The 23,695-nt window shown below is 66.5% G+C and carries 16 protein-coding genes, 1 tRNA gene and 1 other RNA gene; 7 read left to right on the forward strand and 11 right to left on the reverse strand.

Translation table 11 applies throughout. The annotated features are described in order from the left end of the window. Positions 1-500, forward strand: a 500-nt coding sequence (locus M3498_02295; protein ID MDQ3458127.1) for a class I SAM-dependent methyltransferase, incomplete at its 5' end; no start/stop codon positions are given. An 85-nt stretch (positions 501-585) separates the two neighbouring features. Further along, the gene (locus M3498_02300) at positions 586-1,428 is read left to right on the forward strand and encodes a 3-hydroxyacyl-CoA dehydrogenase family protein (GenBank protein ID MDQ3458128.1); all 843 of its coding nucleotides are present in this window, start codon (positions 586-588) and stop codon (positions 1,426-1,428) included. Between the two features lie 302 nt (positions 1,429-1,730). Here M3498_02300 and M3498_02305 read toward each other — a convergent pair whose 3' ends face one another. The 4 genes from M3498_02305 to argB form a co-directional block, all read right to left on the reverse strand. After that, positions 1,731-3,302 (reverse strand): hypothetical protein, encoded by a 1,572-nt coding sequence (locus M3498_02305; GenBank protein ID MDQ3458129.1) that lies wholly within the window; start codon positions 3,300-3,302, stop codon positions 1,731-1,733. 527 nt (positions 3,303-3,829) lie between these two features. Then, positions 3,830-4,321, reverse strand: coding sequence for a hypothetical protein (locus M3498_02310; GenBank protein ID MDQ3458130.1), 492 nt, complete (start codon positions 4,319-4,321; stop codon positions 3,830-3,832). A gap of 402 nt (positions 4,322-4,723) precedes the next feature. After that, positions 4,724-4,797 (reverse strand) — tRNA-Gln (locus M3498_02315). Between the two features lie 322 nt (positions 4,798-5,119). After that, a complete protein-coding gene (argB, locus tag M3498_02320; protein ID MDQ3458131.1) occupies positions 5,120-5,890 on the reverse strand; it encodes an acetylglutamate kinase in 771 nt (256 codons plus the stop codon). Between the two features lie 115 nt (positions 5,891-6,005). Here argB and M3498_02325 point away from each other — a divergent pair, with 115 nt between their 5' ends. Next, positions 6,006-7,415 (forward strand): phosphoglucomutase/phosphomannomutase family protein, encoded by a 1,410-nt coding sequence (locus tag M3498_02325; protein ID MDQ3458132.1) that lies wholly within the window; start codon positions 6,006-6,008, stop codon positions 7,413-7,415. A gap of 65 nt (positions 7,416-7,480) precedes the next feature. Here M3498_02325 and M3498_02330 read toward each other — a convergent pair whose 3' ends face one another. The 5 genes from M3498_02330 to lon all read right to left on the reverse strand — a co-directional run bounded on the left by M3498_02330 (position 7,481) and on the right by lon (position 13,686). After that, the gene (locus tag M3498_02330) at positions 7,481-8,641 is read right to left on the reverse strand and encodes a lysophospholipase (protein ID MDQ3458133.1); all 1,161 of its coding nucleotides are present in this window, start codon (positions 8,639-8,641) and stop codon (positions 7,481-7,483) included. Positions 8,642-8,741: 100 nt separating this feature from the next. After that, positions 8,742-9,191 carry a hypothetical protein gene (locus M3498_02335; protein MDQ3458134.1) on the reverse strand — a complete coding sequence of 150 codons (450 nt, stop codon included), beginning with the start codon at positions 9,189-9,191 and terminating at the stop codon, positions 8,742-8,744. Positions 9,192-9,289: 98 nt separating this feature from the next. Next, complete coding sequence (locus tag M3498_02340; GenBank protein ID MDQ3458135.1) at positions 9,290-10,348, reverse strand: aminopeptidase P family protein; 1,059 nt, start codon at positions 10,346-10,348, stop codon at positions 9,290-9,292. A gap of 21 nt (positions 10,349-10,369) precedes the next feature. Next, complete coding sequence (gene tpiA, locus M3498_02345) at positions 10,370-11,131, reverse strand: triose-phosphate isomerase (GenBank protein MDQ3458136.1); 762 nt, start codon at positions 11,129-11,131, stop codon at positions 10,370-10,372. 113 nt (positions 11,132-11,244) lie between these two features. Then, positions 11,245-13,686: an endopeptidase La gene (gene lon / locus M3498_02350; GenBank protein MDQ3458137.1), complete on the reverse strand. Its 2,442-nt coding sequence runs from the start codon at positions 13,684-13,686 to the stop codon at positions 11,245-11,247. A 278-nt stretch (positions 13,687-13,964) separates the two neighbouring features. On the opposite strand from lon, the gene M3498_02355 reads away from it, so the two are divergent. From M3498_02355 to M3498_02365, 3 genes are all read left to right on the forward strand, one after another. After that, positions 13,965-15,818: an arginine--tRNA ligase gene (locus M3498_02355; protein MDQ3458138.1), complete on the forward strand. Its 1,854-nt coding sequence runs from the start codon at positions 13,965-13,967 to the stop codon at positions 15,816-15,818. 125 nt (positions 15,819-15,943) lie between these two features. Continuing rightward, complete coding sequence (locus M3498_02360) at positions 15,944-17,755, forward strand: glycoside hydrolase family 15 protein (protein ID MDQ3458139.1); 1,812 nt, start codon at positions 15,944-15,946, stop codon at positions 17,753-17,755. Continuing rightward, a complete protein-coding gene (locus M3498_02365) occupies positions 17,752-19,146 on the forward strand; it encodes a glucose-6-phosphate dehydrogenase (GenBank protein ID MDQ3458140.1) in 1,395 nt (464 codons plus the stop codon). Before M3498_02360 ends, M3498_02365 begins: the two co-directional genes overlap by 4 nt. Before the next feature lie 26 nt (positions 19,147-19,172). Here M3498_02365 and rnpB read toward each other — a convergent pair. Then, positions 19,173-19,606: RNase P RNA component class A (rnpB, locus tag M3498_02370), an RNA gene on the reverse strand. 94 nt (positions 19,607-19,700) lie between these two features. Further along, positions 19,701-20,831, reverse strand: coding sequence for a BMP family ABC transporter substrate-binding protein (locus tag M3498_02375; protein MDQ3458141.1), 1,131 nt, complete (start codon positions 20,829-20,831; stop codon positions 19,701-19,703). A 248-nt stretch (positions 20,832-21,079) separates the two neighbouring features. Here M3498_02375 and ligA point away from each other — a divergent pair, with 248 nt between their 5' ends. Further along, on the forward strand, positions 21,080-23,062 hold the full coding sequence (ligA, locus tag M3498_02380) for an NAD-dependent DNA ligase LigA (GenBank protein MDQ3458142.1): 1,983 nt from the start codon (positions 21,080-21,082) through the stop codon (positions 23,060-23,062). Positions 23,063-23,695 lie beyond the last annotated feature (633 nt).

Here is a 23,695-nt window from a genome sequence, read left to right on the forward strand (position 1 = left end):
GCCTCAAAGGGGGCAGGACGCCGGCCGTCCTCGACGCCACCGCGGGGATGGGGCGTGACGCCTTCGTCCTGGCGGCGCTGGGCTGCCACGTCACCCTGCTCGAGCGCTCGCCGGTGGTGGGAGCTCTCCTTGAGGACGGCTTGGCGCGGGCCCGCCGCGACCCGAAAACCGCGCCCGTCGCCGCGCGGATGAGGCTTCACGGCGGTGACGCGGCAGCCTTCTTGGCCGGCCTGGCCGAGCGGCCGGAGGTTGTTTACTTGGACCCCATGTACCCCCACCGCGGAGAGTCGGCCTTGCCGAAAAAGGAGATGCGGCTCTTTCGCGCCCTCGTCGGCGACGATAGGGACGCGCCCGCCCTGCTCGAGGCGGCGAGGCGTCGCGCCCGTGGGCGGGTGGTCGTCAAGCGACCACGGGCGGCCGAGCCCTTGGCGGGCCCTGCGCCCGACCTGAGCGTGATGAGCAAGAACACCCGCTTCGATGTGTATCTTCGCGCCGGCTAGCGCGCCTGCCGGCCGCGAGTAGGGGTAAAATGACGGGTTGAGAAGAGCCCCACGGCGGCCTGCGCCGCCAGCTACGGAGACCCGCATGGCCGACACCATAATCGACACCGCAATCGACACCGTCGCTGTCCTCGGCGCGGGCACCATGGGCGGCGGTATCGCCGCCGTCCTGCTCATGCACGGCCTCGAGGTGAGGCTCTACGACCCCTCGAGCGAGGCCTTGGAGAAGGCCAGAAGGCGCGCCGTGAAGCGCAGCGACGAGGCGGTGGTGGCGGAGCGGCTCGTCCTGAGCACGGCGGTCGGCGAAGCCGCCGCCGGGGCCGACTACATAATCGAGGCGGCGCCCGAAAGGCTCGAGCTGAAAGAGAGCCTCTTTCGCCAGCTCGACGACGCCGCGCCCGCGCACGCGGTCTTGGCGACCAACACCAGCGAGCTGTCGGTGACCGCCCTCGCCGCCGTGACGAGGCGGCCCGACAAGGTCATCGGCATGCACTGGTTCAACCCGCCCGAGCGCATGAAGCTGATCGAGATCGTGCGGGCGGTGCAGACCTCCGACGAGACCCTGAGGCTGACCGAGGGGCTCTCGCGGCGCTGCGGCAAGGAGACCGTGGTGGTCAAAGACGTCCAGGGCTTCGTCACCACCCGCGCCTTGGCGGCCCTGCTGGGCGAGGCCATGCGCATGCTCGAGGAGGGCGTCGCCAGCGCGCCTGACATCGACACTGCCGTCAAGCTGGGCCTCAACCACCCGATGGGCCCCTTGGAGCTCGCCGACTACGTCGGCCTCGACACCATGCTCTACATCTCCGAGTCGATGACCGAGGCCCTGGGCGAGAGGTTCCGTGCCACCCAGACGCTGCGCAAGCTCGTCGAGGCGGGCCGGCTCGGGCGCAAGAGCGGCCGGGGCTTCTACGATTACGAGCCGCGCTGACTTGTTCTGCTCGTCCCGGCAGCCCGAGTCCTTGCGCCCTATAGAGGCTTGGCAACCTGGCCGGCCAGCACTCTCCTCAGGCGGCTCTGCGAGCGGTCCTGGCCCACGCTGGCCTCACGTCTCCGAGGCGCTTGTCTTTGGCCTCGGCAGCGACTTGAGCTTCTTTTACAGCGCCGAGCTGTAGGGCTCGGCGCCGCGCTTGGACTAGCTGAACGCGCCGGCGCTGGCACCCTAGGCGGTCGCCTGCATGCTCATGTCGCCGTCCATGAACTAGGAAATTGTACTCCCAGGTCCTCACTGAGTCAGGAACGGAAACGGACGAGCACGATCGATGAGGGCGGCAGGTCGAAGTTCAACTTGCCCCCGGAAAAGCGAAATGCCGACAGCCGCGTGAGGCTGTTCGAGCCCTTACGAGAACCGTTGAAGAGGTAGAGTTCGGCGCTGCCCGAGGCTAGCAACGAGGAGACGTCGGCCTGAGTCTTGTACGACGTTGAGGAGCGGTTGGTCATGAGCAGGTTGTAGCCTCCCGAGCCTTCACGGGTGGTGATGGCCCTGACGTTGGTGCTCGAGGAGAGCTGGGTGGGGTAGACCGCCTTGCCGCCGTTTAAGGCCATGACGGCCAGGCGCATGGCGTAGAAGCCGGCGCGGCGGCTGCCGTTGCTCTTGATAAGCCCCCAGGAGTCGCTCGAGCCGTCGTACATGCGCCATAGGGCGGCACCTTCGACGCGGCTGTCACCTGGGGTAGAACCAGCGATGAGATTGTTGACGAGGGTGTCAATGATGAGCGGAAGGCTGTCCCACTGGTTGCTCTTGTAGCCACCCATCTCGCTCGTCCAGATGGGGTAGTTGCGGACGTAAGAGGCGGTGCCGCTCTCGCGGCTGAGACGTTGGGCGGTGCTCACGTGTCTAGGCATGGAGGTGGCATAAGGATGGATGTCGATCACATCGAACATCGAGGGCTGAAAGTAGTTCCGGTCGGTGAAGCTCTTGCCGCTGCCGTTACGAAGCATCGGCCTGAACCAGTCCTCCCAGCCGCTGCTCATCGCGACGGCCCCGCCGTGGACCCAGCGGGGGCGGTCCCGCAGGTAGGTCTTGTAGACGAAGTCGATGGCGTCGTTGGTGTACTTGACGAACTCGAGGTACTGCGCCTTGGTGCCGCACCAGCCCTGCGAGTGCGGGGACTTCTGCTGATTGGGCTCGTTGAAGGCCGACCAGCGGTCGACGCGCATGGAGGAGCCGTTGCGGACGTTGATCCAGTAGACCACCGCGAAGACGTGCTGCCACCACTCGTTCCAGTCGGCGCTGCTGAACTGCGGCCAGACGATGGTCTGGCCGCTCGAGGTCTTGCAGCCGGCACCGGTGACGTTCATCCTCGGCACCCAGAAGGTGCCCCAGTTGCCGCTGTTGCGCAGGATCATGATCGGTTCCATCCCTGGCACCTTGTACAGCTCCCTCAGGATGTTGCCGGTAGCCCTCATGTTCTTGTCGAAGGCAGCCCAGTTGACGAAGTCGTTGACGCGGGAGGGATTGCCGGCGAGGACGCGCTTCATGTCACTCATCGTCGGCGAGCCGTACTTGCCGTCGTCGTCCGTGGGTTCGAAGGTCTGCATCCCGCCCCAGAGGCGGTAGGTATTGAGGCCGAGGTCGCGGATATCGCTCACCCTGGGCGGTAAGCTGCCGCCACCGTTGGCGCCGATATACTGGCTGCTCTTGCCGCTGGACTTGCCGCTTATCTTCACGGAGAGGCCGGCGGTGGCCGCGAGGCTGAGGTCTTCGTCCGGCTGGTTGTTTTGAGTGCCGCAGCCCGCGATAAATGCGAGAAGCAACGACATAACGGCAATAAGCATCGGCAGGTAGCGTCTGAATTGTTTCAATGTCACCCTCATGAACGCATATGAATGCAGCTAAAATACAACTGCGAGCTTGGAGCAACTGTCGGGTGGGCGGGCATCACCATACCGCTCCCCAGCACGTCGCTCGACCGACGCGTTTACTCATTTTGAAAGACTAAGTTGACCAGTTGTAGTAAGCTGAAGATCAAGTCAATTCAGAAGCGGGATGGCTGCCTTCCCTGGTTAAGCCCCGTCTTGTCAAGCTGTCTGCAACTGGACTTCGGCGCAAGACCGAAAGACAGGCGCCCTCCCAAGACCGGGCTTAACCTCCTCGAATGCAATATAAATGGGTAAATAATGAGAAAAGTTAAACCGACCTTAACCTGAGGTCCCTGTCTTGTCCGTTCAGCCTCCAGCAAGACTGGTCTGTAGCGTCACCAACGGGTTTCGGCGTTGAACCTGAACAACCCTCGTTGATGAGAGATGCTTCTACTTTGGCCGTAGCTGGCTGAGGATCCTCGAGCCTCCAGAGGCGACGCTTCGGCGATCGCGCTGTCAGCGCCGGGTGTTCATTCTCCCAAAGCCTCAGCCTGCTGCTGCCAAACCTGCGCCTCCGCGCTGTCGCCGCGCTGGCGCGCGTAAAAGACGAGCGACCTCGCGGCTAGAGCCGCCTGGTTCCGTGCCGCCTCGTCCCAATCGCCGCCCAGCCGGCGGTAGTCCTGCCACGCCTGCCAGGCCAGAATCCACCACTTGGTCTCGGTGTAGATCTCCGCCGTGAGCCGTAGCGCCTCGAGGTTCTGCGGGTTCTCCGCTACCAGGACTTGCGCTTCGGCGATGGTGATCTCCCAGAGGTCACGATCGACGAAAGCCTCCGGATAGGCCGCGCGGGCCTGCTCGCGGAGCGCCTGAACCTGCTCGCTGCTGGCCGCCTGGCTCCAAGCGAGACTCGAGCTTAAGAGCGCGAGAGCAAGGATGGTCCTTTGGATGAGGGCGCCCCTGCCGGTCCTTCGGCTTAGCTGGAAGGATGTGCGAACGGTTGTGCTCTTGTTTGCGGTCGGCATGGTAGCTTCTCCTTTTTCGGGTGGCGCTAGGTTGATCCGTTGTTGATCCGTTGCCGCCACGCTCAACTGCTCTGCTGCTTCAGGGTAGGGCCACTAGGCCCCCGCTAGTGCTTGGGGTCACTAGACCCGCCCCTAGTGGGGCTGCAAGTGCGGGTACTACCATTAAACACTGAAAACTATGAGAGTTAAGCAGATAAGTCACAAGCGCGCTTCTCCGTGGCAACGTAGGGCCACTAGGCCCCCGCTAGTGCGGGTACTACAAGTGTGAGCCCTCTGCGCGTTTGGACAAACCCGACTGAGCGATGACAGAACCGGCACACTACCGGCACACAAACAAAGAGGGTGACCGTGATCGATCACGGTCACCCTCTTTGTTTTACCGCCCTGGACGCGGTTTTTAACTGGCTGGGGTGCAGGGACTCGAACCCCGACGGGCGGACCCAAAATCCGCTGTCCTGCCATTAGACGACACCCCATCGCAAACACCTTATCGGCAACTCGAGCCGAATGCTGCGAACCAGATTGTATAAACTGAGCGTCCTCATGTCAAGCCGCGAGACGACACCGAAACCACGACACCCGAAACCAGGACACCCGAAACCAGGACACCAACGAGGCTCCCGATGACACCATGATAGGGCGAGGGGGCGGTCAAGACTCGAGTTAGGTGCAGTACCCGCACTTGCAGGCCCACTAGGGCCGGGTCTATGTACTTGCCCCACACAGCAACCTCACTAAGAGGTGGGTCTAGTGACCCCTGTAGGGGCGGGCTAGTGCCCGTACAAGTGACCCCAAGCACTAGCGGGGGCCTGGTGGCCTTAAACTGACCACGCGGGTGCCGGCTTCCCCCGCGATAGCCGCTCGCAGAGCCGCGGGATTGCGTCCGTCGGCGATGACGGCAAAGCTCGCGCCGCGCCGCAAGGCCGCCAGGGCCGCCTCGACCTTGGGAATCATGCCGCCGGCGATGCGCCCGTCCGCTATACGCGCCGCGATCTCGGCGGCGTCCAGGGTGGGTAGCAGGCTGCCCGCGTCCGCGGGGTCGTCAAGGACGCCCGGCACGTCGCTCAAAAAGACCACGGGTGCGCGGAGGGTACCGGCGACCGCGCCTGCCACGCTGTCGGCGTTGACGTTCAACACGTCGTCGCCCGCCTCGGTCGCGGCAAGACAGGCGACGACCGGGATGAGCTCTGCCGCCAGCAAGCGCCCCAGTAGGCCAGCATTGACCCTGGTGATCTCGCCGACGCGGCCGAGCTCGGGTATGAGCACCTTGCCGACGAGCAGCTGCGCGTCCCGCCCGCTCAGCCCCACGGCCCCACCGATCTCCTGGGCCAGCCTCTTGGAAAGGCGAGTAAGGACCGCCTCGACGACCTCCAGGCTCTCGGCCGTCGTCACGCGCAGGCCCCGCACGAAGCGGCTCTCCAGGCCGGCGCGTGACAGCGCCTCTTGGATAAAAGGGCCGCCGCCATGCACCACCACCGGCCTCCGTTCTCTCAAGGCGCCGATCTCGCTCGCGACCGCGCGCCGCAAGGCCGGGTCGGTCATGGCGCTGCCGCCGTATTTGATGACGATCATAAGGCAGCATACCGGAGTTGGAACCGGGAGTTGAAAGGGCTCGAGGCGTTGTGATTCTCATTTGCCCATTCTTTCCCCTTCGGTTTGTCCTGGGTTTCGGTTATCCTGGGTTATGGATCCCTTGGTGTTCGGTACCGACGGCTGGCGCGACATCATCGGCGACAGGTTTACATTTGCCAACGTGGGCCGCGCCGCTCAAGCTTACGCCGACTATCTCCTGGAGCGCGGCGAGCACCTGGTGGTCGTCGGCTACGACACGCGCTTTAATGGCGACCTGTTCGCCCGGCGGGTCGCGGAGGTGATGGCGGCGAACGGCCTATCGGTCCTGCTCTCGCGTGGCTACCTGCCCACGCCCGCGCTCTCCTTTGCGGTGAAACACTATGGCGCGGGCGGCGGGGTGATGCTGACGGCCTCGCACAACCCGCCCGCCTACTCGGGCTTCAAGCTGAAGGGGCCCTACGGCGGTACGGCGACCCAGGACATCTATGAGAACGTGAGCGCCAAAGTCGAGGCCATCGGAACCGAACGCGTTCGGCCCTACGGCGGTGAGACGCTCGAGTTCTTCGATATCCGCAAGCCCTACTACGACGCCCTGGCAACGCTCGTGGACATAGCCGCGCTGGGCAACTTTTCCGGTCTCGTCTGGCACGACAGCATGGGCGGCGCCGGCGCGGGCTGGCTGACGGGCTTCGTCAAGCACGCCCGGCTGGACTTCGAAGTCCGCGAGCTGCATGCGCTGCCCAGCCCGACCTTCTACGGCGTCAACCCCGAGCCCATCGCGCCCAACCTGGCCTCGCTCCAGGCCAGCCTGCAAGACGGCCCGGCGGTCTTCGGCGCCGCCACCGACGGCGACGCCGACCGGCTCGGTCTGGTCCTGCCCGGCGGGCGCTTCTTCAACTCGCATCAGATCTTCGCGGTGCTCCTAGATCTCATGAGCCGGCGCGGCGAGCGCGGCCGGGTGGTCAAGACCTTTACCGTCTCGAGGCTGGTCGAGCGCCTGGCCGAGGCGCGCGGCCTGCCGGTCACCGAGACGCCGGTGGGCTTCAAATACATCGTGGACGCCATGCTGGCGGGCGACGTCTTGATCGGCGGCGAGGAGTCCGGCGGCCTCGGCGTGGCCGGGCACCTGCCCGAGCGCGACGGCCTCGCCAACAGCCTGTTGATGCTCGAGGCGGTGGTCAAGAGCGGCCAAGGGCTCGCCGATCTGTTTGGCGACCTCGAGGCGGAGGCGGGCTGGCGGCACGCCTACGACCGCCTCGACCTCCAGCTGCCGTCCGCCGCCCTCAAGGACGCGGTGGTGGCCGCGCTCCAAGACCCCCCCGAGGATTTCGCCGACCGGCTCGTCGTCTCGGTCGAGCGCCGCGACGGCGTCAAGCTCAACCTGGGCTCGGACGCCTGGCTGCTCTTTCGTGCCAGCGGCACCGAACCCGCCCTGCGCATCTACTGCGAGGCGCCGAGCGAGGAGGCGGTCAGGGAGATTCTGGGGGCCGCCAGGCGCTTTGTGGACGGGTTGCAGCGTTGAATAGGAGCTTGTTGTGGAGTTCGTTTGTTCCTGGAGGTTCGTGAAGGGACTGGCGGAGCGACGGCCTAACGGGCGACGCTGCGTTGCACAGTCGCTACCTCGCCCAGGAAGTCGCGGATCCAGCCCTCGTAGCTCGCCGGGTCCTGGTTCCAGCTCTCGACGTGCCCGGCGCCCAGGACGCGGTGGTAGCGGACCTGCTGCGGCGCCAGCGCCGCGAACTCGTCGCTCACATGGACCGGCGTCACGGCATCGGCCACGCCGTGGATCAAGAGGATGGGCGCGTGAACCTCGCGCAGCGTGCGGCGCTTGTCCAGGGCCGTCCAGTCGATGCCGGTGCGCAGGCGCGCGACCAGGAGCGCCAAGCGCGCGAGCGGGCCGGGCAGGGGCAAACCCAGCCTCACCGCGCCCTCCCTGATGGCGGCGTTCACATCGAGCATCGGCGCGTCGAGGATGATGCCGGCCAGCAGACTGTCGGGGCCGCCCAGGGCGAGCTCACGTCGGCTGAGCTCCCGAGCGGCCTCGAGCGCCACCGCGCCACCCATCGAAAAACCGTAGAGGACCACGCGCTCGATACTCTGGGTCTCGACGAGGTAATCCACGGCGCTCATCACGTCGCGCCACTCGCTCTTCCCGTAGTGGTGAAAGCCGTCGGGGGAGGGCGCGCTGCCGTCGTGGTTGCGGTAGGCCAGGAGCAGCGCGCCGTAGCCGCCCGCGAGCACGGCGGGCAGGGTGCGCAGGCTCTCGTGGCGGCCGGCCCCGCGGCCGTGCAGCATGATGACGGCGGTCCCCACCTCGCCGCCCAACCACCAAGCGTGCAGGTCGCCCGCTTCGCCGCGCAGGACGAGGGACTCGAAGCCCAAGCCGAGGCTCGAGCGCGGATCGCCGCCGTAGAGGTAGCTGTCCATCTGGGCACTGTCGCCCGCCCGCGGCGGCGTTCCCTCGAGCGGCTCATAGCGGCGACGCACGCTCTCCTCATCCTCCGCTAGGACATCGCTGAGCAGAGCCCGGCCGTTCTCCCAGCGCAGGCCGTAGAGCCCCTGGCGCCCCGTCCGCTCGGTGCGGGGCAAGACGACGGCGCCCTCTAGGACCTCGAGGATCTCGAATTCGGGGCGAAAGGCGGGCGACTCCACCGCCAGAATGCGGCTCGAGAAGTGCCAGCCCACCGTGAGAGCCGCGACCGAGACCAGGAGAATCCCCGTAAGGACGAGCCACTTGAGGATGAGCATAGCTGAGTCTACTCCAAAGGGCACGGCCTTCAGAAAAATCAGGGAAAAATCAGAGAAAAAAGAGGAGGGGCCGACCGGCCCCTCCTCTTTAGCTGCGCTCTCAGTTGCTTGGCGTGAGCTGGATCTCCGCCTCGGGGTCGGCGCCGACGGGAGGCTGCCCTGGCCCTTCTTCGTCGGGGAGTTCGGTACCGGGCACGGTGATCGCCGTCGGATCTTCAACCTCGGGCTCCTCAGGCGTCTCGGGCTCCTCAGGCGTCTCCGGGTCCTCGGTGACTGGCTCGGCGGGTGTAATGGGCCGAGCGGTCACCGGCTGGGTGGGTGAAACCGCCGCGTCGGTGGGCGCGACCTCCTCTTCCGGAGGCGTGGGCTCGGGCTCGGCCACCTCGGGCTCGGTCACCTCGGGCTCTGCGGGCGCGGGCTCAACAGGCGCGGGCTCAACAGGCGCGGGCTCGGTCACGGCAGGCGCTGGGGTGGCGGGTTCCGCGGGCTGCGGACGACAGCCCGCGACGAGAAGTAGAGCAAGGAGTAGGGGCAAGATGAGATATTTCATGTGACCTCCTTCGTAAGGATAGGCTTGGGTGAAGACAAAGCCAAGTGCTTTCTATAGTACCCCATAGGTCGCCGGACGTGTGTGGAGGCGCGGACAAACTAGCATTGCAGCCAGGTTTTGGGGCTTTTCGACAGCGTTTCGGCGCCGTCCGCGGTAACCACAACGAGGTCCTCGATGCGCACGCCGCCAAAGCCGGGAAGATAAACGCCGGGCTCGACCGTCACCGTCATGCCGGCTTGGAGCCGCTGCGATAGCTCTTTTCTCAGGCTCGGACCTTCGTGGATGCTCAGGCCGACCCCGTGGCCGAGGCCGTGGGCGAGGTAACTCTCCAGACCCGCCTCGGCCAGCACGCCTCGAGCGAGCGCGTCCAAATCCTTGCCGTCCTGGCCGGGCGCGACGGCGGCCAGGACCGTCTCCTGCGCGCGCAGCGTGGCGTCAAAGAGCTCGCGCAGGCGCCCGTTCACCTCGCCGACGGCGACCGCGCGGGTCATGTCGGCGTGGTAGCCGGCCACCTTGGCGCCGAAGTCGAGGGTGACGAGCTCGCCCGCCGCGATGACCTTGCTCGAGGCCACGCCGTGGGGCATGGCGCTGCGGGCGCCGCTCGCCACGATGATCTCGAAGCTCTTGCTCTCGGCGCCCTGTAGGCGCATGAAGCGCTCGAGCTCGACCGCCACCTCGACCTCGCGCCTGCCCACCCCTATAAAGCCCAGGATATGGCCAAAGGCCTCGTCGGTGAGCCTCGCCGCCTGGCGCAGGAGGTCGATCTCGGCGGGCTCCTTGACGAGCCTGAGTTCCGCCACCAGCCCTTCGCTGGCGACGGGTTCCTGCTCTAGAAGCTGCGCCATCTTCTTGAACGAGGCGAAGCTCAGGTGGTCGGCCTCGAGCGCCAAACGGCGGCCGCCCAGGAGCCCGGAGAGCTCCGCGGGCCAGTTCCTGGGCAAGATGGCGACCTCGCCGCGCGCTTCCTCCTGCGCCTGCACGATGTAGCGCGCGTCGGTGAGGAGGACCGCCCGTTCCTCGGTGACGAGCACGCGGCCGTCGGCGGGAGAGCTGAAAGCGGACAGGTAGCGGACGTTGGCCGGCTCGGTGACGAGGAGCGCCTGGGCGCCCGTTTGGGCGACGGCCTCGCGCAGCCGCCTTAGCTTGGTCGGAGTCATTGGGTCGGAGTCATAACGAGATCACGCCGCCCCGAGGATGCCGAGCAGCGAGTCGATCTCCAAGCTGGCCCCGCCGACGAGGCCGCCGTTGACATCCCTCTGCGCCAGAAGCTCGGCGGCGTTGCCCGGCTTCACCGAGCCGCCGTAGAGGATGCGCAGCTCCGTCCCCCGTTCGGGGTAGAGGGCCGCGAGCTTGTTGCGGATGGCGCCGCAGACCTCCTGGGCGTCCGCGGCACCGGCGGTCTTGCCGGTGCCGATGGCCCAGATGGGCTCGTAGGCGACGACGAGGTCGTGACCTTCTAAGAGAGCGCCTTCAAGGCCCCGCTCGAGCTGGCCCAAGACCACGGTTTCGGTGTCGCCGTTCTCGCGCTGCCCCAGGCTTTCCCCGACGCAGAGGATGGGCACGAGGCCGTGCTCGAGCGCCGCCTTGACCTTGCCGTTCACGAGCTCGTCCGTTTCGCGGTGGTGCTCGCGCCGCTCCGAGTGGCCGACGATGACGTAGCGCACGCCGAGGTCAACCAGCATGGCCGCCGAGACCTCGCCGGTGTAGGCGCCCTCGCCGTGCCGGCTCAGGTCCTGGGCGCCAAGGGCTACGGGGCTGTCTACGGGGCTGTCTCCCAAGACGCGCCTCAGGCCGCACAGATGGGTAAAGGGCGCGCAGATGGCGATGTCGGCCTTGGCGCTGTTGAGAGCACGCTTCAGCAAGGCCCGCGTCCAGCTTTCGGCCTCGCTCGGCGTCTTGTGCATCTTCCAGTTGGCGGCGATCAGGGGTTTGATGGTCATGTCCGACAGAATAACAGACAGCATCACAAGACAGCATCACAAGAAGGACCGGGGCCTGAGTCAAGGCTCTTCTCGGTCCCGGTCCTTTTTCTCTATACTTTTCCTTCCTGCCCTCAGGCCCGCGCCGGCACGCCCTCCGACTTGCGGCGCTTGCCCGCTTTGGACTCACCGGCCCGGGTCTCGAGCGCCCCCAGCCCGCCGACCAGGGCGACTTCCAGGGCGCCGTCCAAATTTTCGACTGGGTGGAAGGTGAGGCTGCGGCGCAGGTGGTTGGGGACATCGGCCAGATCGGCGTTATTCTTCTGCGGCATGAGCACGTGCTTGATGCCGGCCCGGCGCGCGCCCAAGACCTTCTCCTTGAGCCCGCCGATCGCTAGGACCCGGCCGCGCAGGGTGATCTCGCCGGTGCTCGACACGTCCTTGCGCACCGGCACGCCGGTGAGCGCGCTGATGAGGGCGGTCGCCATCGCCACGCCGGCGCTGGGGCCTTCCTTGGGCACGGCCCCGGCGGGAACGTGGATGTGGATCTCGTTGTTGTCGAGCACCTCCTGTGGGATGCCGAAGCGCGCCGCGTTGTTCTTGGCGTAGGTCAAGGCGGCCCGCGCCGACTCCTTCATCACGTCGCCCAGATGACCGGTCAGAACCAGGCCGCCCTTGCCGGGCGTCACCGAGGCCTCGATGAACATGATGTCGCCGCCGACGGGGGTGTAGTACATGCCGGTCGCCACGCCCACCGTGTTCTCCTTGCCTTCGGACTCGGGGCTGAAGCGCTCGGGGCCCAGGTAGCTCTCCAGGGAGTTCTCGCCGATGCGCACCCGCTTGGCCTCGCCCTCGGCGATGCGGCGCGCCGCCTTGCGGGCCAAGGTGCCGATGGTGCGCTCAAGGTTGCGCACCCCCGCCTCGCGGGTGTAGGCGCCGATCAGCTTCGCCAAGGCCGCGTCGGAGACGGCGATCTGATTCGGTCTCAAACCGTTCTCCTCGATCTGCCGGGGCATCAGGTAGCGCCTGGCGATCTCGAGCTTTTCCTGCTCGATGTAGGAGCTGAACTCGATCATCTCCATGCGGTCCAGCAGCGGCTCGGGGATATTGCCCTCGTAGTTGGCGGTGGCGATGAAGAGCACCTCGGAGAGGTCGAAGGGAACACCCATGTAGTGGTCGACGAAGGAGTTGTTCTGGGCCGGGTCCAAGACCTCCAGCAGCGCCGAGGAGGGGTCGCCCTGGTAGCTCGAGCCCAGCTTGTCGACCTCGTCTAAGAGGAACACCGGGTTTTTGGTGCCCGCCGTCCTGAGGCCCTGGATGATGCGGCCCGGCATCGAGCCGATGTAGGTGCGGCGGTGGCCGCGGATGTCGGATTCGTCGCGGGCGCCGCCCAAGGAGATGCGCACGTACTCGCGGCCCAAAGCCTTGGCGATCGACTTGGCGATCGAGGTCTTGCCGACGCCGGGAGGGCCGGCGAAGAGCAGGATGGGGCCGCGGTTGACCTCTTCGGGCGGCAGATCGCCCTTCTTGGCCCGTTCGGCCTTGAGCTTGCGCACCGCCAGGTACTCCAAGACCCGGTCCTTGACCTTGTCCAGGCCGTAGTGGTCCTCTTCCAGGACCGCCGCGGCGTTGCCCAGGTTGAGCAGGTCCTTGCTGCGGCTGTTCCAGGGCAGCTCGGTGATCCAGGTCAGGTAGGTGCGGATCACCGAGGCCTCGGCGGAGTCGGGGTGCATGCGCGAGAGGCGGTTGAGCTCGCGCTCGGCCTCCTCCATGACGGCGTCTATGAGCCCCAACTCGTCGAGCTTGTTCCTGAACATCTCGATCTCGTCAGACTCGTCGTCGCTCCCCGAGAGCTCGCGCTGCAGCGCCTTGATCTGCTCGCGCAGAAAGTACTCGCGCTGGTTGCGGTCGATCTCGTCTTTGACCTCGCGCTGGATGCGGCGCTGCGTCTCGGCCAGCTCGATCTCGGTGTCGATCAGGATCAGGACCTTGCGCAGCCGCTCGGCCACGGTCTCGGCGCCCAGGACGGCCTGCTTGTCCTCGAGCCTGAAGTCCAAGTTGTAGGCGACGTAGTCGGCGAACTGGCCGGGGTCTTCTAAGTTCATGATGAACTGGGCGACCTCGGGCTGGATCATGCGGCCGCTCTCGACGACGTTCGCAAACTTCTCCTTGAGCTCGCGAAACGACGCCTCGATGGTGAGGGCGTCGCCGTCGGGAACCTCGAGGGGCGTCACCTCGGCCTCGATGATGTCGCCGTCCAAGTAGCGCGCCACCTTGGCGCGGGCGAAGGCCTGCACCAGCATCTGCACGCTGCCGTCGGGGTTTTTCTTCATGCGCAAGATGTTGCAGACGGTGCCGACGCTGTAGAGGTCGTGGCCGCTCGGCTCGTCGAGATCCTTCTCGCGCTGCGACACGATGAGGATGACGCGGTCGCGGTCCAAGGCGGCGTTGATGGCGCGGATCGAGATGCCGCGGCCCGCCTCGACGGGCATGACCATGGTGGGGTAGAGGATCGACCCGCGGACGGGACAGACGGGAATGAGCTTGTCGAATGTGGCGGTGTCGTAGTCGGGCATGCGAATCTCCTTCTCGGGGCCGGCCTTCTGCCCTATATCTCTGCTACTCTAGCACCAGGCATAAGAAACCTTAGTGTAGTCTTATCAAGTTTACCAGACGCCTTGGAGCTTGTCTTTGCTCCGCGCAACCGCAAGGGCTTCGCGCAGTATACGTCCCGCTGCTGCCCGCGACGGTGGCGCAGCTTAAGGAGCGCCTCGAGGAGCGCCGCCGCGGGCCGGGTCGTGTGTTGGCGCAGAGGCTGGGTCAAGGCTGGGTCAAGGCTGTGTTAGCTTAGGGCATGGAAGGCCGAGCTCTAGAACTCAAGACCCAACTCACCCGGTCGCTCAGGGCGGTCTGCCGCGACCTGGGCGCCGAGGTGGACATGATAATTCAGGACATCGTCATCCACGAGGTGCCCCCCGGCAAGCCCGGCGACTACGGCACGCCGCTGGCCTTCAGCCTCGCCAAGGCCTTGCGCCGGAACCCGGCGAGCCTGGCTCGAGAGGTGGTCGCGCGCCTCAGCCTGCCCCCGCTCGTCGTGCGCGCCGAGGCGGTCGGCCCCTACATCAACTTCCATCTGGACGGGCCGGCCTTTGTCAAGGCCGTGGTTGAAACCGAGACGGCGCTGCCCGCCAAGGGCAAAAAGGTCATCCTCGAGCACACCTCGATCAACCCCAACAAGGAAGCCCACGTCGGCCACCTCCGCAACATCGTTCTGGGTGACGCCTGCGCGCGCATCCTAAAGGCGGCCGGCTATGAGGTCGAGGTGCAGAACTATATCGACGACACCGGCCGCCAGGCGGCGGAGTCGATCTTCGCGATGACCTACTTTGGCGAGCAGTACGATGGCTCCAAAAAGTACGACCACTGGCTGGGCGAGCTCTACGTCAGGCTCAACCGGGCCAAGGAGACGGACGCCGAGCGAATCGAGCGCGGCGTGTCCGAGGTGATGCACCGGCTCGAGCGCGGCGAGCTGCGCGGCCAGGTCGAGGACGTTGTCCGCGCCCTGCTCGAGACCTGCTACCGGCTCGGCGCCGAGTACGATCTGCTCGTCTGGGAGTCCGACATCGTCAAGAGCGGCTTCCTGGCGCAGGCCTTGGCCGTCCTTGAGAACAGCGACTACGTGTTCCGGCCGAGCGAGGGCAAGTTCGCGGGCGCCCTGGTGATGGACGTGTCCTCGTTCATCCCCGGCCTCGAGGAGCCGCTGGTGGTGTTGGTGCGCAGTGACGGCAACGCCATGTACGTCGCCAAGGACATCGGCACCCAGTTCTGGAAGGTGGGCCTCTTCGAGGGGCTCGAGTTCGTCCCCTTCGACACCCAGCCCTCAGGCAAGGTCCTCTACTCGAGCGCGCAGGAGGGCGAGGAGCAGCCGAACGGCCGCCGCTTCGCCCACGGCGACGAGGTCATCAACGTCATCGACGCGCGCCAGTCGCACCCGCAGACCATCGTCAAGACTGCCCTGGCCTTGACCGACAGTGGCAAGGGTTTCGACTCCTCGCACCACCTCGCCTACGAGGTCGTCACCTTGGAGGGCCAGGCGATGAGCGGCAGGAGGGGCCTCACCCTCTCGCTCGACGCGGTGATGGACGAGGCGGTGCGGCGCGCTCGCGCGGTCATCGAGGAGAAGAACCCGGGCCTCGGCGCCATCGCCGAGGTGGCCCAGGGCGTCGGCATCGGCGCCTTGCGCTTCGGCATGCTTAGAAGCGAGGCGCGGCGCATCATCGACTTTCGCTGGGAGCAGGCCTTGTCGCTCCAGGGCGACTCCGCGCCCTACGTGCAGTACGCCCACGCTAGAGCCTGCAGCATCCTGCGCGCCGCCGCGGCTGCCGGCGTGGGCGAAGCGGACGCCGACTGGGCGCAATTGGGCGCGCTCGAGCTCGGCCTGGCCAAGCACATCGCCGCCCTGCCCGAGGTCGTCGAGCGGGCGGCGGCGGAGCTGGCGCCGCACCTCGTCGCCCAGTACGCGCTCGAGCTAGCGACCGCCTGGAACGGCTACTACAACCACAAGGACGAAGCCGGCCGCCCCGACAGCCAGGTCGTCAAGGCGGCGCCCGGCTTGCGTGAGGCCCGGCTGGCCCTGGTGCGCCGCACCAAGCGCGCCCTGGCCTACAGCCTCGGCCTCTTGGGCGTCGCCGCGCCCGAGGAGATGTAGCGCCCGAGCGGCCTGCTTTAGGCGGGTCGCTACTTTTCTTGCCCCCGGCCGACGGTAGAGTCGAGGCATTCGCGCCGTTCCCCGTGGGAATCCGCGCTGGAGGTCTTATGTCAGCTATGTCAGCTATGCCGTTTTCCCCCTTGCGCAGCATCGACGGCTACCCACCCATCGAGGATCACGGCCTCATCGGCGACCTCGCCACGGCGGCCCTGGTCGGCCGCGACGGTACCGTCTCCTGGCTCTGCGTCCCGCGCTTCGACGCGCCGCCCATCTTTTGCAGCCTTTTGGACAAGAACCGAGGCGGCGCGTTCAAGCTGGCGCCCGAGGGGCTCAGCGAGTCCCGGCAGTACTACCTGAAGGACAGCGGCGTGCTCGTCACCGAGATGAGAGGCCCGTCGGGCCTGGTGAAGGTAACCGACGCCTTGACGCTCCACGCCGGTGCCGACCTCGGTGAGGGCGCCGAGGTGAACCGCAGGCAGCTCCTGCGCTGCGTGCAAGTCCTCGAGGGGCGGGTGCGGCTGCAGGTGGCGCTCGAGCCCCGCGGCGGCGCGGAGGTCGAGCCCCTGGGCGGCGGCCTGCGCCTGCGCTGCGGCGGGCAGGGGATCGAGCTTCACCTCCTCTCCTCGCTGCCGCTAACGGGCCTGCGGGGCGGCTTCGACATGGAAGCCGGTCAAAAGCACTATCTGAGCCTTCACTGGGGCCGCCCGCCCAGCCGCCACCAGGCCGCCTCGCCCGACGAGATCATGCAGGCCACGGTCGAGGCCTGGCGCCGCTGGCTGGGCTGCGTTCACTACCAGGGCCCGCAAGAAGAGCTGGTGCGCCGCTCGGCCATCACCTTGAAGCTGCTCGACTACGGTCCCAGCGGCGCCATCGTCGCCGCGCCCACCTCGTCCTTGCCCGAGGCCATCGGCGGGCCGCGCAACTGGGACTACCGCTTCGCCTGGATCCGCGACGCGGCCTTTTCCGTCTACGCGCTCAGGCGCATCGGCGTCACCCAGGAGGCCGAGGCCTTTCTCGCCTGGGTCCTAAACGCCGTCGAGCGGCACGGCGCGCCCAAGATCCTCTACACCCTGGACGGCGAGAGCCCAGCACCCGAATTCGAGGACGAGGCGCTTAAGGGCTACCGCGGGTCAGCGCCGGTGCGCTGGAACAACGGCGCCGCCGACCAGTCGCAGCACGATGTCTACGGCGAGATTTTGGACTGCGCCTTTCAGTGGGCCACGGGCGGCGGCGAGATCGACGCCCCCCTGTGGGACAAGCTGCGTAGCCTGGTCGAGACCGCCCGCGAGAAGTGGCGCGAGCCCGATCACGGCATCTGGGAGGTGCGCTCCCCCGGCCGGCTCTTTACCTATTCGGTGGCGATGTGCCAGGTGGCCTTGGACCGCGGCGCCCTGCTCGCCGAGCGCTTCGGCCTGCCCGGCGACGCGGTGGGCTGGCGCAAAGAGGCCGAGACGATTCGCCGGGCCATCTTGGACGAAGCCTGGGACGCCGAGCGCGGCTCGCTGACCGAAAACCTGGGTGGTGGCGGGCTCGACGCCAGCCTCCTCGCCCTGCCGCTCCGGCGCGTGATCCCGGCCGATCACCCCAAGATGATCGCCACCGCCGAAGCGGTGGTGGCGCACCTCGGCGCCGGCGACGGCCTGCTCTACCGCTACCTTCCCGAGGAGTCACCGGACGGCCTGGAGGGTCACGAAGGCGCCTTTGTGCTCTGCTCGTTCTGGCTCGTCGACAACCTCGCCAAGCAGGGCCGGCTGGACGAGGCGACGGCGCTCTACGACTCGCTCTGCGCCCGCGCCAATCCCCTCGGCCTCCTGCCCGAGCAGATCGACCCGGAGAGCGGCCTCTTTCTCGGCAACTTCCCGCAGGCCTTTAGCCACATCGGGGTGATCTCGAGCGGCTTCAACCTGGCGCGTTGCATGAAAGAGGCAAGCCAGTGATCCAGCGCTTCGTGATCCTGGGCGCCTCGGGAGACCTGACCTCGCGCTACCTCATGCCCGCCTTGGCGCGGCTCATGGAGGCCGGCAAGCTGGGCGACGTCGAGGTGGTCGGCGTCGCGCTCGAGGACTGGACCACCGAGGGTTTTCGCGAGCGCGTCGCCGGGGGGCTCGAGCGCCACGCCGGCGGGGTCTCGAAGGAGGCTCACGAGGGCCTCCTGAACAGGCTTCGCTACGCCCAGTCCGACGTCACCGACGCGGGCACCTTGCGCAAAGCCGTCGAGCCCGAGAAGGGTCCGGTGGTCGCCTACCTCGCCTTGCCGCCGACGGTCTTTGCGCCGACCCTAGCGGCGCTGCGCGAACTCGGTCTGGCGGACGGCAGCCGCGTCGTGGTGGAGAAGCCTTTCGGCACCAGCCTGGCGGACGCGCAGGGGCTCAACCGCCTGCTCCACGACAGCTTCGCCGAGGAGGCGGTGTTTCGCATCGATCACTTTCTCGGCAAGCAGAAGGTGCAAAACATCCTGGGCGTGCGCTTCGCCAATCGCCTTTTCGAGCCCCTCTGGAACTGCAATCACATAGGGCGCGTGGAGATCCGCTGGGACGAGACGCTGGCCTTAGAGGGCCGCGCGGGCTACTACGACCGGGCGGGCGCGCTCAAGGACATGCTGCAAAACCACCTCCTGCAGCTTCTCGCGCTGGTGGCGATGGAGCCCCCGCTCAGCCTCGGCGCGCGCGACCTGCGCGACCGCAAGGTGGACGTCTTGCGGGCGGTGCGCAGCCTCTCGCCCGAGGAGGTCCTCAGGCTGACGGTGCGGGCGCGCTACGGCGCGGGCGAGCTCAAGGGCCGCGAGGTCAAGGGGCGCGAGGTGCCCGCCTATGTGGACGAAGAGGGCGTCGCGGCGGAAAACGACACCGAGACCTTCGCCCAGGTGACCCTCTTCATCGACAACTGGCGCTGGTCGGGCGTGCCCTTCACCCTGCGCTCGGGCAAGGCGCTCGCCAAGGACCGCGCCGAGATAGCCGTCTACTTCCGGCCGGTGCCGCACCTGGCCTTTGGGCAGGAGGGCGACCCCCGGGCCAACGCCCTGCGCATCGCCTTTGCTCCCGACAGGATGGCGCTGGATCTCAACATCAACGGCCCCGGTGACCCCTTTGTTCTCGAGCCCGCCGCCCTGGCGCTGGAACTCGCTCCGCAGGACATCAGCGCCTACGGCAAGTTGCTCCTCGACGTCTTGGCGGGCGACCCCACCCTGTCCATCCGCGACGACGAGGCCGAGGAAGCCTGGCGCATCATGGAGCCCATCCTCGCGGTCTGGCAGGAGGGCCGGGTGCCGCTGCTCGACTACCCGGCGGGGAGCCCTTTCGAGCCCCAGCCGCAAACCGCGCAAACATAAGAAAGCCGAAGCAGTGCTTCGGCTTTCCGGCGGGAGGGCGCATAAGCCGGGTTCTGTCTTTGACCCAATCATCTATCTGGGACGCCTGTCGCCAGACGCCTCGAGCGGTCAACCCGGAGATTGTAACGAGCCGGGCAAGCTCTCTCTCCCTATCGGACCTTGCACCGGGTGGGGTTTACCTAGCTGCCCCTGTCTCCAGGAGCACTGGTGCGCTCTTACCGCACCGTTTCACCCTTACCAGGGCGATATCATCGTCACTCAAACGCTCTTGGCCGATGGATCATCAGCTGCGCGCGTTGATAACGGATGATACCGCCTGGCGGTCTGCTTTCTGTTGCACTTGCCGTCGCCTTACGCGCCCAGGAGTTACCTGGCACCCTGCCCTGCGGAGCCCGGACTTTCCTCGGTGACACCTGGTCTCATGAAACCAAGTGCCACCGCGATCGGGACGCCCTCACCGCGACCTAAAAGTATAGCACATTGTTGCCGCTGAGACCTCGAGGAAAGTTCAAGAAAAGAAGCGGCTCGAGGCCGCTCCCTGTGGCTCGAACGCCCTACTGGCCGACGCTCGGAACCTCGAGCTCGCCTGCGATGATCTGCGCCTCGACCTCCTCGAGCTCGGCGAGCAGCTCGGCGGGGATCAGCGCCTCGTTGTACTCGTCGAGCGCGTAGCCGACGCCCTCTTCGGCCAGGCCGAGGCTCTGCAGGCCGCCTGCGAAGTTGCCCTCGACCACGTCGTAGACGGCGCTGTAGGCTGCTACATCGACGCGCTTGAGCATGCTGGTCAGGCCGTGGTTCATGGTAGCCGGGTCGCCGTCGGTGTCGCCCAGGTAGTTCTGGTTGGAGTCGACGCCGATGAAGAAGAGGGGCTGACTACCGCCGCAGCGGCTCTCGTACTCGCTGCTCTTGGCGACCGCCTCGATCTGGGTCGCGAGCGCCGTCTCTCGCGGGCTTACCCCGCTTGGCAGGTTGGCGGGGCTGTAGCACATCGTCTCGTTGATGAAGTCGATGACGCCGCCCCCCGAGGCGCCCGCGGCGGCGTAGATGATATCCGTGCCCTGGGCCTGCTGCAAGGTGGCGAGTTCACGCGCCCGGGCGGGGTCGTTCCAGGCCGCGGGCGTGGTGCCGACGTAGTTGGCGACGACCGTGCAGTCGGGACAGGCCGCGGCCACGCCGGCCTGGTAACCTGCCTGGAAGTTGCGGATGAGCGGGATGTCCATGCCGCCGACAAAACCGACGACGCCGGTTTGCGACAGGCTGCCGGCGAGGTAGCCGACCATGAACGAGCCCTCGTGCTCTCTAAAGAGGACGCTGCGGACGTTGGGATTTTCGGCCACGGCGTCGATCAGGACGAAGTTGGTCTCGGGGAACTCGCTCGAGACCTGCTGGAGTGCTGAAGCCTGGTTGAAGCCGGGGGCGACGATGAGATCGGCGCCGGCGGCGGCGATCTGCCGCTGGCCTTCCGCGGCGGTATCGCCTGTGCCCTCGAACTCGAGTGGGGGGTCGATGTCGTACTCGGCGCTGAGCTCGTCGATGGCCAGGCTGAAGCCGTTCCAGGTGCCCTCGTTGAACGAGCGGTCGAACTTGCCGCCCGCGTCGAAGACGATGCCCATGATGTAGTCCTGGGCCGAGGCGAGCCCACCCGCGAGGGCGAGAACCAAGACCAGCAATGACGCTCTTACCATGTTTCCTCCAATGTGTGGCCCACCCTGATGGGGTCCAACAGGTGCTGCCTAGTGGCAAGGACCAGTCTACACGGCGGAAGTATAGCACGGGGTCTTGCCCACGCTCCTGAAGCCAGCAAATCTTCATCAACGGTAGGTAGCAACAAAAAATTCACGAGCGTAAGTATAGTGAAAAAACTCACTAAGGAGCGGTCAACCGCTGCTGCAAGTCGAGATAGCAGACGGGAAAGCAGACGGTATACTGGGCCGTGCCCACTAAGGACGAACAGCGCGCGCGCGAACTCAGGAGCGTCCTCAGGGAGGCCAACTACCGCTACTTCATCCTCCAGGACCCCCGCCTCAGCGACGCCGAGTACGACAGGCTGTTTCACGAACTGATGAGCATCGAGGCCAAGCGTCCCGAGCTCGTGACGCCCGACTCGCCCACCCAGAAGGTCGGCGCGGTGCTTCAGTCGAGCTTCGCTACCGTCAGCCACCCGACGCCCATGATGTCGCTCGATAACGCCTTCAGCCTCGCCGACATCGAGCTTTTCGAGGCCCGGGTGCGGCGCGTCCTGGCCTATGAGGGCAGGGTGGACTACTTCGCCGAGATGAAGATCGACGGCCTCTCCATCAACCTCCTCTACGAGGCCGGCGAGCTCGTCTGGGCGGCGACGCGCGGCAACGGCGTCCAGGGCGAGGACGTGACCGTCAACATGCTGGGCGTAGCGGGCCTGCCCCTCAGGCTCAGCGAGGCGCCGCCGCGGCTCGAGGTCAGGGGCGAGGTCTACCTCTCGCGCCGGGAGTTCGTGCGCATCAACGAGGCGCGCGCGGAGGCGGGCGAGCCGCCCTTTCGCAACCCGCGCAACGCCGCCTCGGGCACCTTGCGCCAGCTCGATGCGCGGGTTGCCGCCGGCCGCAAGCTGCGGCTCTTCGCCTACGGCGTGGGCAGCGCCCGCGAGCTGGGCGTGACGACCCAGGAGGGCATCCTGGCCTGGCTCGCCTCGGCGGGCTTCGCCGTCAACCCGCTCAAGGCCCGCGTCAGCGGTTTGGCGGAGATCGAAGCCATCTATGAGGACTGGACCGCGCGGCGTCAGGCGCTCGACTACGACGCCGACGGCATCGTCTTCAAGGTCGACGAGCTGGCCCTGCAAGACGAGCTCGGCATGACCAGCCGGGCGCCTAGATGGGCCATCGCCTACAAGTTCTTGGCACAGGAGGTGGTCACCACCGTGCTGGGCGTCACCCTGCAGGTCGGCCGCACCGGCAAGATCACCCCGGTGGCCGAGCTCGAGCCCCGGCTCATCGAAGGGACCGAGGTGTCGCGGGCGGTCCTGCACAACCCCAACTTCGTCCGCGACTTGGACCTGCGCATAGGCGACCAGGTGCTCGTCCACAAGGCCGGCGGCATCATCCCCGAGATCCTGCGGGTGATGAGCGAGGCGCGCCCCAAGGGGGTGGCGCCCTTCGCCTTTCCCGAGAGCTGCCCCGACTGCGAAGAGCCCCTCGTCCACGACGGCGCCAACCTCCGCTGTACCAGTCCGGCCTGTCCCGCCCAGCGCCTCGCGCGCCTCAAGCACTTCGCCTCGAGGGCGGCGATGGACATCGTGGGCCTGGCCGAGAAGACGCTGGTTCAGCTCGTCAAGGCCGGCCTGCTCACCTCGCCGCCGGACCTCTACAGCCTCGACAAGGCTAGTCTCGTCGCCCTCGAGCGCATCGGCGAGGTCTCGGCGCAAAACCTCTTGGACAGCCTGGCGAGGAGCAAGGCGCGGCCGCTCGACCGGGTCGTCTTCGCGCTCGGCCTGCCCCACGTCGGCAGCCGTACCGCCCAGTCCTTGGCGAGCGCGGCCGGCTCGCTCTCACGCCTCTCGGGCATGACTGAGAACGAACTCGAAACCCTCCACGACATCGGCAAGACGACCGCGCGGGCGATTCACGAAGCCCTGCGGGTCCCGGCGACCCGCGAGCTCATAGACAGGCTGGTCGCCCTGGGCATCGGTGTGGCGCCCGACCCGGAGAGCGCCGAGCACCGCTTGGCTGGCCTCAGCTTCGTCCTGACCGGCACCTTGAGCCAACCCCGGGACGCGCTCAAGCGCCGGCTCGAGCGCCTGGGCGCCCGCGTCTCCTCGGCGGTGAGCGGCAAGACGAGCTACGTGGTGGCTGGAGAAAGTCCCGGTTCCAAGCTGGCCAAGGCCCAAGCGCTCGGCCTGCGGGTGATCGACGAACAGGCGCTCGAGCGGATGTTGGTGTAGAACAGAACAAATTATTCACGAGCGTAGGTATCGTGAATAAAATCACTAAGGAACGGTCAACTACTGAGCTAGTACTACAACGAGACTTTTACAGAACCTGTTTGAGAGGCTGAAGATAGGGATATGAGCAGAATAATCGAGCCCGTACCCTGTACAGGGATAAGTGTTACTGATGTGGCGGATACCGGGGACATGCTAGAGAGCTACCACGGTCTTTTCATCCCCCTTTTGGCCGCCGGGAGCAAGGCGAGCGGGCCTTTGGGTACTTGCGAGGGTTAATGGGAGAGGCCAAAAACAGGTACCACCCCAGGGAACCGTGGTTGATCTAAAGGGGGTTCATCAAGGACACTGAAGTGACTAAACCGGAGGTGTCGCATGATGAACCCTCAGGAGCAATTCTGCCCCAATCTTGACTGTCCCTGCGGGGAGCTACGCGAAAAAGCTAGAGGCAAGGTAGGTGCAGGCAACATCAATGTCCATCCCACGGGGACTTCCTTCGGTCGCAGAAGAAGGAAAGGCGCTACCTCTGCAAGAGTTGCGGCAAGACCTTCAGCGAGACTAAAGGGACGCCGTTCTACTACCTCAAGAAGAGAGGCGACCTGTTCGTGCTGGTGGTGACGCTATTAGCGCATG

It is taken from the genome of Deinococcota bacterium (assembly GCA_030858465.1).
GTDB lineage: Bacteria > Deinococcota > Deinococci > Deinococcales > Trueperaceae > JALZLY01.